Raw genomic sequence first — 15,859 nt, 5'->3', positions numbered from 1 at the left:
GCGGGATTTGCTGAGGCGCTACAGGGGTCAGCTGTGCTACCGGCGTAGACTGAGGGCGAGGCGGCACAGCCTGCGGAGTCTGCTGCTGAACTACCGGCGTCAGTTGTGCTACCGGCGTAGACTGTGGACGAGGCGGTACAGCCTGCGGAGTCTGCTGCTGAACTACCGGCGTCAGTTGTGCTACTGGCGTAGACTGAGGGCGAGGCGGCACAGCCTGCGGGGTCTGCTGCTGAGCTACAGGGGTCAGCTGTGCTACCGGCGTAGACTGAGGGCGAGGCGGCACGGCCTGCGGGATTTGCTGAGGCGCTACAGGGGTCAGTTGCGCTACCGGCGTAGACTGTGGGCGAGGCGGTACAGCCTGCGGGGTCTGCTGCTGAACTACCGGGATTAAACTTGGGGCTGCGACTGGTGTTGCGATCGGCGTTGCGACCGGAACCACGCCCCCTATAGTTTCATTTTTAGCGTCAATATAGTGAGCGCCAAAATTTTGTAATGTTGCTGCATTAGAAACATTGACATTTGATGCGATCGCGGCCGCGATTACGAATGAAAGTGTAGATTTTTTCATGATGTTTGATAAACTCAAATATGTTGTAAACGATTAGTAAAAAACGATCTGTTTCAATTAGTTATTTAGGCCGCTAACCTGCATAACTAATCATTTCGTATCAGGTGATTAAGTGGCCGCTAACCACTTAATCACCGCCCAAAATAAAGCGTCGTCCATATCTACGATATAACGTAACGCCTCATTGAACGGCATCGATTGTAAATCGATAAGCCGTGGATTACTATTGGTTTGAGCGCGCAACGAATTAAGCCCTCGGTGTGTGTATCAAAAGCGCCGCCTTATTCATCCCCATGAGCCAGGCGGCGCACCCTCTTCCCTTCTGTTACATCTTCCCTTTAAGATTCTCCGCGATCCACAATTCCAGACCTTCGGTCATGATATCTTTCAGTGATTTACCACTGAGATACATCGCTTCGCGCAGGCGCTGATCTTGCTGCGGGGTCATACGGAACATCTTAGAAACCAGCTCGTCGGCTGCTTTACGGCCGGTTGATTTAACCGCCGCGTCAGTGTTGATATTGTCTAAGGCGCTTTTTTTAGCCATCAGTTTTTACCTCTATTGCGCGCTGGATAATTTCATCAATGAATACCCGCGCCGTTGTTCGTAGCCCCGCCGCCGATACTTCGGTTAATGCTTGCCCGAAGTCCATCGCGGTACTGTATGTTGGCTTTAATGGCACATAGCCAGCCGTAACGTTAAAGCCTTGCGCCTGAATGAAGGCCAGGCGGTCGCGATGCTGTGAAGTCGATTCCAGAACCGACCAGAACGCGATAAGGATGTTCCGGCGCTTAATGCCGCCTTCGAGTAATGCCTTGCCTACACGAATTGCAGATTCGATATCATCGACACTGTAGCCCGTCGGAATGATCGTAAGATCTACCACTTCGGCGATCGCCAGCGTATCGCGGGAGGCATACGCCGCGCCGTCGATAACCGCCGCGTCGTAGTTCATATCGTCCAGCTTAGTACGAATCCAGTTAGCTTTTACGTCAGCTGTAACCGGAAACGTTGGCTCGATGCCGTTGTTTACGCGGCGTTGCATCCAACGGGCAAAGCTCGCCTGGTCTACGTCGGTATCTAAACCGACGGTATTCATACCGCGTGCGACAAGACGCGCCGCCAGTGTGCGGGAAAGACTCGACTTTTTAACGCCGCCCTTCCCTGCTAATACTGCAATTTTAAGCATGTTGTAAGCCCTCGTTATTGCGTGCAATAAATATAGCTGTATATCATGCTATCAAGCAAGCATTATTTCACACCAATTTTTCGATGTACCAGGATGATTTTTTAAAGTCCTGAATTGCATCGCCTTTCTTTCCGGCGCGCCAGATGTATTTAAGCGCGTTCCCCTTCAGGAATCCGCGAAACTCTTCAGGCGACAGCGCCGCGCGGATCGCGTCGATACACTCGATATCACCCGCATTGTAATGCGCGGGTGAATTCACCATTTCCGTATTGTTCATCGTTTGAAGCCTCGTTGTAATGCTCAAAGACTGCACGCGCGAAGCCGCGCGGCGTGGTGCTGCGAATTTGTTTTGTTCGTTCCGACTTCCCGCCGAGCCTGATCGCCGTCTGGAATGGTGCGCCCGGCACCGGCCGACGTTCCGGCAGGCAGAAGCCGCCCCCCGTCCAAAGGAACGTTTTCTTCGTGTAGCCGTCGCGGGCCGGGAATATGTCGGGGTAGAGCGGGTGAACGTCGTCTTCAGGCAGGTAGCCGCCGAAGTCGCACGGGTTGAAGATGTACGACGCCGGGCCGAAGATGGAAGAGAAGACGCTCCCCGGATTCTCAAAGAACCACGGCGCGCCGCTCAGCATTCCGATCATGCGGCACTGCTCCGCGACTAACGCGGCCTTCGCCTGAAAATGCGGGTCTTTCGCCCTCTTCTCTTCGAACCAACGCGCGCCACTGATCGCCACGTCGGTACACGGCGGAAACCCGGCGACCAGCTGGACGCCGTAAGATATGGCAATGCGCAGGTAATAGGCCGCCTCCCTCGACGCCAGCACGGCACCGACGCGCCAGACTTTCCCGCCTTCCGGCCGGATCTCCTGGCTAAATATCTTGCCGTGCTTCGGGTCGATTAACAGCGCGTTATATCCGTGCTGAAGCCACGGCTCCGCCATTACGCCGGATTCGTCGCAGAGGCATACGATAAAGGGCTTCAAATGTTCGGCCTCACCGGTTCGTCAAAGTTAACCAGACTGCATTGGTAGCCCAGAACAGGCACGTCTTCGGCCATTAACATGAAAGTCGCGTGATACCGGCGCAGCCACTTAAAGCAGTTATCCATGCGTTGCGCGCGCCAGATGATTTCACGCGTGGCGATCCGGCGGCAACGTTCCGACTCCAGGGCTTCGCGCATGACCTTGCGACACCACCGGTCAGGATCACGGCCCGGCTCAATGAGCGCGCCTATCAACATATCGGTAAGGAACATAAACGCCTCTTTCGCGTCTTCAACGTTGTCCTGTGCTGTGCGTGGCAGGCGAAGCGCCGCCTGTTCCGCCTTCGTCAGCTTCGGCATCTTGATAGAATGCTTGCTTGATATCATGCTACCTCTCTATACAAGTCATCGTTCGCCGCCGTGCGGCGTTTCATTGCTTGAATCAATACTTCCTGAACGCTGGCTTTTGTCTTCAGACGTTCGACCGCTTGCGCATCCACGGTCTGATCTGCCTGGATGTAATAGATAAACACCGGGCGATTGTGACCGGCTTGCGTCTGGCGAGTCGGGCCGATACGTTCAATGATTTGTTGGTGCTGTTCCAGATCCCACCAGAGCGAGAAGAAAACAAGAATGTTCCCGCCGTCCTGCATGTTCAGGCCGTGGCCTGCACTGGCAGGGTGAGCAAAGAGGACGGGGATTTTTCCGGCGTTCCAATCTCGTAAGGTTTTGGGGTCGGCATCAAGGGCGCGGCCCTGGGGGAATGCGGCGCGCAGCCGTTCGAGATCATGCCGCCAGTGGTAAGCGACAAGAACAGGAGCGCCCGCCGCCTCCTCGATGATACTTTCAAGTGCTTCAATTTTTGCATTATGTACTTCTTCCCATGTTTCGCCGTCCTCCAGGTAAACAGCTCCGGCGGCCAGCTGTAGGCATTTGCCTACTTTAGAGGCTGCGTTCATCGCCTCAATTTCTCCCGCGCGCAGCTCGATGAACATATCCCGCTCCATTTGCTTATAGAGCTTCAGAGCGGGCGCGGGCAGCTTCACCGGCACCGGCACGACAACCGGCTCTTTGACGTCGAACCAATCGCGCGCATCAATCGACAGAGTGATCCCCGATAACGCCGTTTGAATTTCCTTTTGCGCATGAGCGTGCGGGGTGAGTTTGACGGCTGCGGGAACCGCGCCGATTTGGGTCGAGCTAAACCAACGCGAGGTAAAAGCGGAGAAGGTACGGCCCAGGCGCTGCCCTTTGTCGATAAACCAACATTGCCCCCACAGGTCAATAAGCCCGTTCGGCGCTGGCGTACCAGTTAAATTCACGAATCGCGGCGTTTTAGCGTGAGCCACTTTTGCGAGTTCTTTCGCGCGTTGCCCCCCGCCTTTGAGGCGAAAGCCTTTGAGTTTGGTCGATTCGTCGGCGATGATCATCGCAAACGGCCACGCATCGCCAAGCTCTTTCACAAGCCACGGCAGCAGCTCATAATTGCAGGTATAAATCATCGCATCGACGGCCAGAGCTTTGCGCCGTTCAGGTGCTTTTTTACCGGCGATTACAGAAATAGTTACATCATTCAAGTGCTCCCACTTTCGCGCCTCGTCCGGCCATGTAGATACCGCTACGCGAAGCGGGGCCAAGACTAAAACCGGCCCTTCTAAATACATTTGCTCGATGGCGGTCAAACATGACACGGTTTTCCCGATCCCCATTGACGCGAAGATATTCACGCGCTTAATCGTGGTGATAGCCTGGATGATCGGGAGCTGGTAGGGGCGGGGCTTAAACTTCATCCTTCGCCCCCGGCTCAAATAGCCATGCGGTATCCGTCGAATCCGTCCAATACGCTTCGAAGCCGAGCGCCTTCAGGCGCGCCAGCTCCCGGCCCTGTTCCGGCCGGGGCTTCTCCCCCGGCGCTTTGCATTCGACGAAAATCGCCCGGCCTCCGGGCATGAGTAACAGCCGGTCAGGAACGGCGCGGCGGCCAGGTACGACAAGTTTATAAGCCATGCCGCCGTGCGCTTCGCAGGCGGCTACTAACGCTTTTTCTATGATTACTTCACGGATGTAAGCCATTAATCATCCTTACGGTAGCGATCGGCTTCGAAGCCCTTCGCCATAAGTGGCAAGCCCTGCATCCATGCTGGCACGATAGCGAGCAATCTTGATAGATCGATAGCGTTATAGCTTGCTATCGCTGGAGCTTCGGTGATCACTTCGTCGTGAACGGTTAACACGATGTGATAACCGGCGGCCTCGATGGCGGCCATATTTTCGGCCAAGACGTCGCGAGCGATGGCTTGTACGATGTTTTCTACTAGCTTCCCGCCGAATGTCTTCAGGCGCTTCCACTTACGGGAATAAGGGCAAGTGCCCATATATGACAAACCAGAATAAAATACGCCGTCTTTATTCAAATCTACGGCCGGGGCAGGGTATGAGAGGAACCGGCCGGACGGCAGGCGAATACGCAGCCATGCGCCTTTACGGTCGAACTTCAGGCCGTTAACAACGGATGGTTTACCGCAGATCGCATCCTTCGCGGCCTTCTCGACCTTCGCCCACAGCTTCACGATCTCCGGGTGAGCTTCGCGCCACAGCTGTTTAAGCGATTCGCAGACAAGCCAGGTATTTTCCGACAGCCCGGACATACCGCGCCCTTTGCTATCCATAAACGAGCGCATCGATACAGCTTTATCCCAAATATGCGCCGGGATAGCGGGGCCAGCCTTCGCGGCCAGGTCGTCTAAATCCATACCATACGCAAGCGCCATTGCAGCGAACGCGCCAACGCCGCCCGCGAAGCCCATAGACAGTTCCAGCACCTTACCGATCTGGCGCTGATGCTTTTCGACTTCCTCCGGGGTGATCCCGAATGCCTTCGCGTAAGCCAGGATATACAGATCATGACCAGTGCCAGCGTCGTTAGCCTTGAACGCCTCAATCTTCCACGCCTCGTTAGCCAGCTTCGTTAATACGCGGCCCTCGATGTTGGAAAGGTCAGTGATCACTAACTTTTTGCCGATTGGCGCGATGATACAGCCACGCAGCGCAGACGACGCAGCGGCCATAATGTCAGGCACTACCAGATCAGAATATCCGCCCTTAAACGCGCCGATAGCCGCGCTGATAGCGTCAGGCTTGAGGGTAGGGCGGGGGAGGTTTTGCGGTTGCCACATACGGCCAGCCCAACGGCCAGTTCGAGCGGCCCCGCAAAATTGTAACAATCCGCGCAAGCGGCCATCACTCGACGCGTTATTAATGAGTGTCTTATATTTAGCCGTGCTGGATGTCGTAGACGAAAGACGGACAGCGAGCAATTCGCGCAGCGGTGCGGGAAGGTCAGGATCATTTATGCGGCGTTCCAGGGTTGCAGACTGCATATCGGGCAGCGTGACGCCGTAACTTGCGCAGATGTATTTAAGCAGCTTGTCGCGTTGCGTCGCCGCCTCGACTTCTCCGGCGGTCATTTCAAACGTCTGCGCGGCCAGCCGGGCTTGCTCCTGCTCCACGGCCGCGATCGCGCCGTGTGCCAGCTCCGTATCTACCAGAACGCCGCGCCGGTTGATTGTCTGATCCAGGCGCCACAATGCCAGCTCTTTGGCCGTGCAATTCCAGCGGGGCATTTTGCGATGAATCGCGCGCATCGCCAGAATGTCGGAACCGGCGTACTTCACGAAGCGCGCCCAATCATGCGGGTGAGTTTCACGCGTGTTGCGCCATTCTTTTACAATAACGGTTTCTTCGTGTTCTTCTCCGTTCGCATCTATTACTTTGCGTTTGCCTTTTTTAATTTGAGTTTTGCAAAATAGATTTATCAGCCTCTTGCCGTCTTTGTCTTTCGCTTCGTCGCTCTTCACGCTGAAGACTTCGCATAGATCCGCCAATTTACCCGGCAGACCGTGCTGTAACGCTTGAACCATCGTATCGGTGACGCGCTCCAGAGGCAGATCCAGCCCCATCGCGCTACGTAAAACTACCGTGTCGAAGTTCCCGCCGTTGTGCCAGACGGTTTCGATTGAATCATCTTTCAGCCATGCGGCCAGGTTGGCGGGCATCGGCTCGCCGGTTGTCTTATCCCAGACGTAGATCGGGCCTTCGTCCAGCGCATAGGCAAAGAGCATCACTTCCGCGCCTTCGCTGTAGCGGTGCGATCCGTGCTTAATCGGGATATCGCTATAAGTCTCTAAATCACAATAAAGCTTCACCATCACGCCCCCATAAAAAAGCCCGCTATAAAGCGGGCTTGATATATAGCTATCTTGATAGCTTGCTATTATGCGAAGTCGTGAGACTCGCCGACAGCCAGATCTTCGAAGTCATCCGGGGAAGCAACGCCGCCGCCGGTGAACGCATCGCCATCACGGAAGAACTGAACGCCCTTGAGTGAAGCACCGATTCCTTTACCGTTGTTCTCGTAGGCGTAGAAGTCCACGGACGCATTAACGTAGCAACCGGAATACGGCTTGCCGTCAGCGGCAATTAACGGGGTCTTGTCGCGATCGATAACGGTCGGGCGGCTTGCGTTAGAGGCTTTGAAGAAGCGGTTCCCTTCGTAGCCGTTGTAATCCTTTTCGCCTTCCGGGCGGAAGCAGTAGCGCATGTTGTTACCGGCAATTGATTTAACGATCTGCGCGCCTTTGCCCGGCCATTTCGCTTCCGCTACTTTCAGAATCTCCGCTTCGATTTTCTTCGCCAGCTCCCCGCCTTCAGGGATCAGGAAAGTACATGCGAACTTTTCGACGGTTGCGTTTTCGCCTTGCAGCTTAGGAATGAACAGATCGGGGAAGGAAATACGAACATCAGTAAGAATCATTTATTCACCTTGAATTATTTCAAATACATCAGACTCGTCGCCGATTGGCTCGCGAGGATCAGACGCAGGAACTACAACGGGGGAACCTTCCGAGCGGGTGATGAAGGGTTTAAGCTTCTCCCATTCTTCGGGCCGGTTTTTTAGAAGCCTTTCGGCCTGGGGGGGTGTGATCAGCTTGCGAGGCGCGTAGATATCATCGTTCGCGGCGTGCATCAGAAGCGCCGATTCAGCGGCGTCTATGTCGCGCCAGACACGATAGCCGGGGCGGCCTTTGACTACCTTCATACCCGGCAGCTGGTCGCCGTTAATGAGGCGGCGGAAGCATTCTTTCCGCACCTTGCCAATCCAGGCTTCGATAAAGTCCAGGTTCGCATGGGCTTGCGCCAGCTGTGCGCCGGTGAGCTTCGAAACGTCTTTTGCGTCGAATTCAGCGGCGTCCAGATCCACGAATTCAGCGGCCACGGCGTCATAAACGAAACGCGCATAAGCGGCGCAGGTTGGCGCAGCCTTGCACCACCTGCACGCCTTTTCCCCTGGCTGCATCGCATCGACCGGAATTTGTTTACCGGCTTCGGCGGCTGTGAACCAGCTGATCGCTTTTTTCGCGGCGCTCTTAACAATCTTCCCGAAGTCTTTTAACGCTTGAACAGATAGCGCCCATTCAGAAACGTGATTTAGGCGGGGTTGGTGTATAAATAATCTTACTGTGTTAAATTCCGATCCGAGTTCAAACACACGTAAGGCACCTAACGCATAAATCATTAGCTGATAATTATTTTCAGCGTCCACACGGACGCCGCGCCCAAATTTCAGATCATGAACCTGAAGTTCGTCGCCATTAATAATGATGGCGTCAGCGGTTCCGAATGAATTACGGACGCCGACAACATGAGAAAAATCTACACGTTGCTCAACATGTAGAGTATTTCCGTGCGCCGCCGCCATGACCGTATCTATATAGGTCTGGATCGGCTCCGCCATGTCGTCAGTAATAACCCAGCCTTCGACGGTTTCGCCCACGTAATCAGAAGCGGCCAGCTTTGAAAACGCGGGGCGGGATTTAACCCATGATGGGTTAAGCGCGCGAAGAACGGCTTCGGCTACGGCGTGCGCTGCGGTTCCTTCTGCGGCGTGTTCAGATCTCTGTTCTGGAATGCCCCTTTCTGCTGCCAGGCTGGGGGGGCATTCCATCCATTTATGAGCGCCGGACGGCGACAGCCGCGCGTGTTTAGCCATCCTTCAGGCTCGCCAGCTCCGCCAACAGCGACGGCAGGCCATCGGCTGCGACGTCGCTCAGGCGTTTCGCGCCGTCGAACTTCGCGAGCAGGGCGCGCAGCTCCTTGCCGTGGGTCGGGGCCAGAAGATTGATAATCGCCAGGCAATCGGCGCGCCATTCGTCTTCCGAGCGTTCGGCCGTCACATCGGGCTTAAATACTTCGGCGCTTTTGCCGACGTCTTCAGCTCCGGGCGCTTTGGTCTTAACAACCATATCGGCCAGCTGAAGGGCGACTTCACGCGCGAATAGCTTTGTTAGCTCTTTGAATAGCTCATTCAATGGTTAATCTCCGGGGTGATAAATCTCGAGGGGGAATTTCTGTGCGGGGTTGTTCTTCAGCGCGAATTGCTTCAAGCGCCAGCGCAGATAGCGCACGCGGTTACTCACCGGCATATCGCGATCACGCAGCCGGGCGGGCTTTTTAAACATGGTTTCGGAGTCCATTAAAAAACCCGCTGGGGCGGGTTACTTGAGGCGATTAAGCTTGCGAACAGACCAGATCACGACGCCGATCGCGGCGATAGACAGCGCATCACTGAACATCAGATAGAAGTGACGCGTTAACATATCGACGAAGAAGACGACGACGGCCACCGCCAGCGCGCATAGCGACAGCTTAAACATTACAGATAGATATCCAGGTTCAGCTGGAGCGCGGCGGCGATTTTCTTCAACGCGTCTTCTTCGTCTTTGCCGATACCTTCGCTACCCTTCTCAGCAATATCGATACACAGGCAAAGAACGTCTACCGCGTCAGGCGTTCCGGCCACGTCAGCCAGCTGGCGCAGAGCTTCAGCACCGGCGCGGCGTGGGCTTGCTTCAAACTGTGCTTTAGCGTTCGCGCCCATCATTGCGATTTCACCGGCGAACGGTGCGAATGCGGGTACGCTTTGGATCGTCTTGTCTAAAACGTTCACTTCAGACGGTTCGTAGTTGCCATCCGCAAACGCGATGTAATAGCCACCCCACACCGTAGCTTCTACGGCGTCGCGGTTTTCCATCTTCTTAACTTCTGAAATTACTTTCTTAGCTTTCTTACGCCATCCAAACATTTGTAGCTCACTTTATTAAGGCGAAAAAAAGCCCGCCATATAGGCGGGCGACAAATACCACAGGGAGTTTATTTTAATAACGCTTTCAATCTATCCAATTGCATTTCAAAATCAGCGCAGCAATCGATTAAGTCCATTACAGTCTTTTGCATTGCTTGAACTTTATTACTTAATAAATCTATCTGAAGGGCCGCTTCGCGCTTAATATTCCCGGCGTCCAATTCAGCCGCCTGGCGAAGCATTTGTTCCGCCCTTGCGCGCAGCTTGTCGGCGTCGGTCATTAATATTAATTCCGTGCTTTCTTCAGGCACCGGCGGCGCGGCTGGCTCAGCTGGCGCAGGAATTGGATCAGGAACAGCGCGAACGGCCTCCGGGGCTTTCACTTCCTCTTCTTCCTGTTCCTCTTCCTTCTCAAGCATTGCCAGCGCCGCCAGGCGTTGCGCTTCACGCTCCTCTTCAGGCGTGCGATGTACGCATGAATGCTCATACGACGGAATAGGGCTTTCGTTCTCTTCAGCGTCATTAGCTACCGGCGGCAGATCCACACGCGGAAGCGGGCAGGGGGTTTTATTCAGTACCGGCTTTATTACTTCAGTTTCACCGATCGGTGGTAATAATCCCAATGAAATATTAGTGATCGCTTTCGTCCCGATTTGGTTTAAAACAAATGCGTCGTAGGCGCGCGCCGCTTCTTCAGCGGTTTTATATGTGCCAATCTGTACGTATTTATTATTGATTACAATCTGTGCTTTAAATGGTTTGGTTGGGCTTTTAGTCGGCGATACGCCTTTAAATCCTGAAACGCCTAATTTACCGCAACGCTTATCTTTTTTAATTGCCGGACGCTCAGATTTTTGTATTTTATCGCGTATCTCTAAAACTGTTTTAAGTTTTAATAGGCCAAGCGCCTGATTTGTATCGGCGTTCGGGCCGATATAGTGTAATAAAAATTCGTCGTAGTTATATGCGGCTTCGGCTTCAGTATCAAACCCGCCTTTTTTCTGGCTTGTTCTGCCATCCTCATATACCCAGCCATATTTAGAACCCATCCGGCGCACGCCTTTATATCCGCAGCCGGATAAATACGCCGATCCTTTCGCTTTATTGCTAAGCTCGTGGGCTTTTGTTCGTGCCATTGTTGTAAACCTTTTCGATTAGTAAAAACTGAGTTCTGGTAACGCGCGTTTTACGGGTCTTTGCCTGTCTTGCTTGCGCGTAAGAGAAGAAGTGGCTCACAGGCTCGCCGCTCCTCTTTTCCGTTAAGCTATATGTATAACCTTTGTTTAACAACCGTTGAACCTCTTCAGCCGCTATTGCTGAAGGGGATTTGATGTAAGGCATCCTTGATCGCTCCACAATTGCGACAGCCCCGCCGCTAACAGGGCCACCGCTGTAAACTTTGCTTAACAGTTCGTTGTGTTAAAGAGCGATATTCACGGCCACCGGAAAACTCAAAAACGGTTACATCAGTGCCGTGAATGTTTCAAATTCTCCGCTTGATTTGCGCTAAGTTCAATACTGATCAGAGTAAAACTAAGGTAAAACATTGGTTACACCTTTTGCGATAAACTCGTTATAAATGCTTATCCCGTGTTGCACTTTAGATAAAGTTTGATTTAAAAACGTTCTATTACAGCAAGATACATGTACAAAAGTGTACGAAATGTGGAGAAAGTAACCGCGCCTTTTGAACGCTATTACGCATTAGTTTTTCTAAGGGTAACTACTCTGACCAGTTACAAAAAAGAGATTAAAGCCCGCGCCCGCGTGCCTTAACGCAAACGTTTGTTCAAGAGACGTATCTCTCAATTGCCACAAATATTCCTCTTTAACGAACTCGTCGCCGGTCATATAGTCGCGCCCCTCTTTACAAGTGGGCCGCTTCTATGATTAACCGCATTTGGGGCCACTTCTCCGACCAGTTCGGGCCGTCTAACATCGTTCCAATCGCGCTGGCACGCGAAGGGGTAGAAACGACGTTACCGGCTGGCGTCCTGGGGAAAGTGCCTTCCATCTACAACACACACGGCGCGATTGTGGGCTTCCACGATTGGCAGACTTGCCGCGCCAAAATGAAAGACGTCGAACGCTGGGCGGGTGATGCTCGTTACGGCTTCGGCGTGATCCTGGGGCAACCGTTGCCAGCTGGCGGCGTTGCCGTATGTATCGACGTGGACACCGAAAACGAGGCGCACCAGGCCACCGTTGAAAAGCTGATTCGCCAGGCGTTGCCGGACGGTCTGCCGTTGCCTATGCGCGTGCGCACGAACAGCACGCGCCGGGCTTATGTGCTGGCCGTGGACACCGCTGATCAGATCACTAAGCGCGTGCTGACGTTGCGCAAAGCCGTGAAGGCTGAAGGCATTAAGGGCGAAGCCGTCGAAATTCTGGCTTACGGTCAGCAGTTCGCCGCGTGGGGTGTTCATCCTTCAGGCGCAGATCTGGAATGGCTCGACGCACCGGCCGACAGCATGACCGCTGAAGCCTGCTATCCCGATATGGGGCAGGGCGGCCAACGTCTTTCGTTCGAAGCATTTAACGCCCTGATCGACGCTATTCGCGCCAGCCTGCCGGTGATCGACGACGCGGAGAAGAGCGCGCGCCAGCGTGCAGGGAAGGGCGCGAAGGTGAAGCCCGACGACGTGGCGGCGTTCCTCGACGCTGAAGGCTGGACGCTCAGCACCGGCAGCGAAGGGCAACGCCACATTCGTTCCCCGTTCGAATCCGAATACACCAATGAACAAGCCGGAAGCGATACTTCCGTTACATACTTCTTACCAGGAACCAGAGACTATGAGCAGGGCCACTTTGTTAGCCATCACGCATCCGACGCCACTCGCACAGATGCTGATTTCCTTGATGCTATCGGGTTCGTTGCGTCACAGTTCGAAACTCTCCCCGCCACCACGAAACCAGACGGTCGTAGCCCGTCGCGGCCAGCCTTCACGCAGGTACAAGGCGGCAAGCTCCATGACCGCATAGAGGCCACGCTCCTGAACGTTCTGGCCGCCCTGGGCGCGCCGGATTGGCTGGGGCATTACGTCGCCTTTGACGAATTCACCGGCCAGCTCTCGATCGGCGGCCCTGGCGCGTGGCGACCGTTCCGTGACACCGACTACACGCGCATTCGTGCGACGCTCGAGGCGAAGGGCTTCTTGCCGGTTGGTAAAGAGCTGGCGCGCGATGCCGTTCACTCACACGCTGAAGCCGTGGCGATCGACACCGGCAAAGAGTGGGCCGCGTCGCTGGTCTGGGATGGTATCAAGCGTGTTGCGCACTTCCTCCCGGACTACTTCGGCACGGTTAACGACGAGTACACGCGGGCCGTGTCAATGTACATGTGGACGGCGCTTGCTGGCCGCCTGCTTCAGCCAGGTATTAAAGCCGATATGATGCCGGTGTTCATCGGCGCGCAGGGGTGCGGCAAGTCTACCGGCGTCGAAGCCCTGGCACCGGCGCGCGACTTCTTCGCGGAACTCTCGTTCCATGAATCCGACGCAGACCAGGCGCGCAAGCTTCGCGGTGTACTGGTAGCCGAATTCGCGGAAATGAACGGGCTACGCGGCCGCGCTATTGAAGCCGTTAAAGCGATGGTGACACGCACGCATGACAAGTGGGTGCAGAAGTACCAGGAACAGGCCACGCAGTACCCTAGGCGCTCCATCTTCTTTGGCACGTCCAACGATGAAGAGCTTCTTGATGATCCGACCGGCGCGCGCCGCTGGCTTCCGGTTGTCGTGGGCACCGTTGCCGTCGATGACATTAAGGCCGATTGCGCGCAGCTGTGGGCCGAAGCGATTGTTCTGTTTAAGAAGCATGGCGTCGCGCATAGCGCGGCTTACATGGCAGGAATCAACGCCCGTAAGGCTGAAGAACATCGCGTTACTGACCCGCTGGAAGATGTGCTTCACGATTGGCTTGATACACCTGATGACCTCGACGGCAGCGCGCCAGCTACGCGGGGCTGGGTGACAACAAGCGAAACGCTGATTGCCCTGAAGGGTAAAAACGTGCGTATCGAGGTCGATCGCGCCGGTCAAATCAGGGTAGCAAAGGCGCTAAAATCGTTCGGATGGACGCGCAAACGCAGACTTATTAACAAGCGCCTGGTTTGGGGCTTCGAAGCTCCCATTCCGGCATAGGTATAGCGCCGTTATGGGATCGGGCTGAAGCCCGCGCCAGTAGCGGCGTGTACTTATATATCTTATATATCCTATATATATATATATATATTATATAAAGAGTATATGTAACCGTAATGTAAAACACATATATAGCTCCCCAGACACTTTATACATATTTGTGTTTTTGAGGGGAAAGGATAGGTACATGGATATCGAAACCGATTTGAGACGCTGGGCGGCATGGGCGCGCGAGTCGCTTAACCTCGGTATTAAATCGCTGGTTATGTTCGACGACGGCCTGCGCGACAAGGTGGCGTTCTTCCCAATGTCAGACGACGAGGCGAGCGCCTTCGATCCGGCAGTGGCAACGCTAAAGCAAATTGATAAAGAGCTGTATAACGTAGTGAGGCTGCATTACATCTACGGTAAAAGTATGCGCGCCATCGCGATGATCACCGGCATGAAAATAACGGCGGTGCATAGCGCGCTCCACACTGCGAAAACGTTTATTCACGGCTTTACACGCGGTGTAACACATGAAAGCGCAAAACAGGCATTGCGCATCCGATAGTTATTGATGTTCGAACAGAAAGCCGTATGATCTAGCTAACTTGCCGCTATAGCGGCCGGGTTCAACTGCTTTCCGTTTAGATACGTTGTATATCTGATTAGTAGCCCGCCCCATTTTGGGAGCGGGCTTTTTTTATGCCCGCTTCTGATACTCTCGGATAATTTCTTTTATCCGGGCCAGCATGTACGACGAGATAACGTCTTTATATCGATGGCCCCCGATCGGACGGGGGAGGCGTTGCTGTGCCAGCTTCGCGCCATCGGTGTACAGGTATGTGCGGCCCTCCATTTGCACGCGCCAGGTAGTTTTACCTTTCGCTGTTCCTGCGACGGTTACGGCAGGCTTACGGCGCTCACGCTTTGGCTTCGCTGCTACGGCTTCGGCCACCGGTGCAGGCTTCGGCCCGAATTCGATATAAATCTGATCGTCGTTCATGTCTTCGAGCTGGCGCTTGCGCTCCGGTGTAGGCTTCTGGCGGTCATTGAAGAAGCCCGAAAACAGTTCATCATGGTGAGCGTCAACACACGCTTGCAGATGTGCAGGACGTGGCGGGCATTCGTTCATCACCTGGCGCACTTTCACGCGCTCAGTGTTGCCGCGCCAGTCAGTAGCGGTGATCACATCACCGACTTTCGGCATTGCTGTAACCGTCGCTTTCATGCCCTCGATAGCACCAACGTACACCACATCCCCGGCGTGGAATGGGTTGTTAACACCTACAGAGCCTTTAACGGTTACTTCAAACGGTTCAACTACAGCGGCCAGCGCATCGGCGGCTTTAGTGAAATTGAAATAGATATCACCGTTCGCCCATTCGATAACGTCGGCAGCGTGGATCACTACGCCGTGGCGGTCTGCTGCTGACTTGATAGCGTGCTGAACGCGAGTAGCAAAAATCACGTTGTCGTGCTGTTCGGCCATACGTGCAACAGCTGTTTCGAGCTGGCGAACGAAACCGCCTTTCGTATTGATGTTCACCGCGTTGATCAGGTGGATACGTTTGTTCACTTCTTCGAAGTCTACGCCGTCAACGTTAACGAATGGGGTGTTTTCTTCGCTCATTGCTTCGACCAGCCACGCTTTAGACGCCTTCAGAGTTTTACCCGCTGTCACGCGTGCGGCAGCTGTACCGGCGATCATAGAGATGTATTTGATTGTCTGGATGTTCATGTTTAAGCCCTCGGTGTTGTTGCCCGGCTCATTGCCGGTGTGAAAGCATTATACACATATATAAAGCTATCATGCAATCATGATATCAATATATCTTACTTTATTTTGATTTAGGT

18 protein-coding genes and 1 pseudogene are annotated in these 15,859 nt (G+C 54.1%); 2 read left to right on the top strand and 17 right to left on the bottom strand.

All coding sequences use genetic code 11. The annotated features are described in order from the left end of the window. The 16 genes and pseudogenes from LG383_RS22700 to LG383_RS22625 all read right to left on the bottom strand — a co-directional run. Positions 1-439, bottom strand: a pseudogene (locus LG383_RS22700) (hypothetical protein); the annotation flags it as partial. Between the two features lie 454 nt (positions 440-893). Beyond that, positions 894-1,115: a hypothetical protein gene (locus LG383_RS22695; RefSeq protein WP_225760255.1), complete on the bottom strand. Its 222-nt coding sequence runs from the start codon at positions 1,113-1,115 to the stop codon at positions 894-896. Continuing rightward, on the bottom strand, positions 1,108-1,758 hold the full coding sequence (locus LG383_RS22690; RefSeq protein WP_225760254.1) for a ParA family protein: 651 nt from the start codon (positions 1,756-1,758) through the stop codon (positions 1,108-1,110). Before LG383_RS22690 ends, LG383_RS22695 begins: the two co-directional genes overlap by 8 nt. A gap of 67 nt (positions 1,759-1,825) precedes the next feature. Further along, positions 1,826-2,035 (bottom strand): DUF3310 domain-containing protein, encoded by a 210-nt coding sequence (locus LG383_RS22685; protein WP_225760253.1) that lies wholly within the window; start codon positions 2,033-2,035, stop codon positions 1,826-1,828. Next, a complete protein-coding gene (locus tag LG383_RS22680; RefSeq protein WP_225760252.1) occupies positions 1,986-2,696 on the bottom strand; it encodes a dcm methylase in 711 nt (236 codons plus the stop codon). The genes LG383_RS22685 and LG383_RS22680 overlap by 50 nt, the downstream gene beginning before the upstream one ends. A 38-nt stretch (positions 2,697-2,734) precedes the next feature. Then, positions 2,735-3,097 carry a hypothetical protein gene (locus LG383_RS22675; protein WP_225760251.1) on the bottom strand — a complete coding sequence of 121 codons (363 nt, stop codon included), beginning with the start codon at positions 3,095-3,097 and terminating at the stop codon, positions 2,735-2,737. Positions 3,098-3,120: 23 nt separating this feature from the next. Continuing rightward, a complete protein-coding gene (locus LG383_RS22670) occupies positions 3,121-4,527 on the bottom strand; it encodes a DEAD/DEAH box helicase (protein WP_225760250.1) in 1,407 nt (468 codons plus the stop codon). Further along, positions 4,517-4,810 (bottom strand): VRR-NUC domain-containing protein, encoded by a 294-nt coding sequence (locus LG383_RS22665; protein ID WP_225760249.1) that lies wholly within the window; start codon positions 4,808-4,810, stop codon positions 4,517-4,519. The genes LG383_RS22670 and LG383_RS22665 overlap by 11 nt, the downstream gene beginning before the upstream one ends. Further along, positions 4,810-6,945 carry a DNA polymerase gene (locus LG383_RS22660; RefSeq protein WP_370635214.1) on the bottom strand — a complete coding sequence of 712 codons (2,136 nt, stop codon included), beginning with the start codon at positions 6,943-6,945 and terminating at the stop codon, positions 4,810-4,812. Before LG383_RS22660 ends, LG383_RS22665 begins: the two co-directional genes overlap by 1 nt. 65 nt (positions 6,946-7,010) lie before the next feature. Then, on the bottom strand, positions 7,011-7,550 hold the full coding sequence (locus tag LG383_RS22655; protein WP_225760247.1) for a DUF2815 family protein: 540 nt from the start codon (positions 7,548-7,550) through the stop codon (positions 7,011-7,013). Beyond that, positions 7,551-8,786 (bottom strand): DUF2800 domain-containing protein, encoded by a 1,236-nt coding sequence (locus LG383_RS22650; RefSeq protein WP_225760246.1) that lies wholly within the window; start codon positions 8,784-8,786, stop codon positions 7,551-7,553. Further along, entirely contained in the window at positions 8,779-9,105 is a 327-nt protein-coding gene (locus tag LG383_RS22645; RefSeq protein WP_225760245.1) for a hypothetical protein, read from the bottom strand. Before LG383_RS22645 ends, LG383_RS22650 begins: the two co-directional genes overlap by 8 nt. 3 nt (positions 9,106-9,108) lie before the next feature. Next, on the bottom strand, positions 9,109-9,270 hold the full coding sequence (locus LG383_RS22640) for a hypothetical protein (protein ID WP_225760244.1): 162 nt from the start codon (positions 9,268-9,270) through the stop codon (positions 9,109-9,111). Between the two features lie 21 nt (positions 9,271-9,291). Continuing rightward, positions 9,292-9,450, bottom strand: coding sequence for a hypothetical protein (locus LG383_RS22635; protein ID WP_225760243.1), 159 nt, complete (start codon positions 9,448-9,450; stop codon positions 9,292-9,294). Then, entirely contained in the window at positions 9,450-9,878 is a 429-nt protein-coding gene (locus LG383_RS22630; protein WP_225760242.1) for a tellurite resistance TerB family protein, read from the bottom strand. Before LG383_RS22630 ends, LG383_RS22635 begins: the two co-directional genes overlap by 1 nt. A 68-nt stretch (positions 9,879-9,946) precedes the next feature. Further along, positions 9,947-11,014: an AP2 domain-containing protein gene (locus LG383_RS22625; protein ID WP_225760241.1), complete on the bottom strand. Its 1,068-nt coding sequence runs from the start codon at positions 11,012-11,014 to the stop codon at positions 9,947-9,949. Between the two features lie 750 nt (positions 11,015-11,764). On the opposite strand from LG383_RS22625, the gene LG383_RS22620 reads away from it, so the two are divergent. Continuing rightward, the gene (locus tag LG383_RS22620) at positions 11,765-14,020 is read left to right on the top strand and encodes a VapE domain-containing protein (protein WP_225760240.1); all 2,256 of its coding nucleotides are present in this window, start codon (positions 11,765-11,767) and stop codon (positions 14,018-14,020) included. Between the two features lie 187 nt (positions 14,021-14,207). Next, positions 14,208-14,573 (top strand): antiterminator Q family protein, encoded by a 366-nt coding sequence (locus LG383_RS22615; RefSeq protein ID WP_225760239.1) that lies wholly within the window; start codon positions 14,208-14,210, stop codon positions 14,571-14,573. Positions 14,574-14,705: 132 nt separating this feature from the next. Here the strand turns inward: LG383_RS22615 and LG383_RS22610 are convergent, their stop codons facing one another. Next, positions 14,706-15,743 carry a hypothetical protein gene (locus LG383_RS22610; RefSeq protein ID WP_225760238.1) on the bottom strand — a complete coding sequence of 346 codons (1,038 nt, stop codon included), beginning with the start codon at positions 15,741-15,743 and terminating at the stop codon, positions 14,706-14,708. Positions 15,744-15,859 lie beyond the last annotated feature (116 nt).

It is taken from the genome of Leclercia sp. Marseille-Q4284 (genome assembly GCF_916618945.1).
Classification (GTDB): domain Bacteria; phylum Pseudomonadota; class Gammaproteobacteria; order Enterobacterales; family Enterobacteriaceae; genus Enterobacter; species Enterobacter tamurae.
The sequence above is the reverse complement of the archived record's forward strand: the minus strand, read 5'-3'. Positions and strand labels throughout refer to the sequence as shown.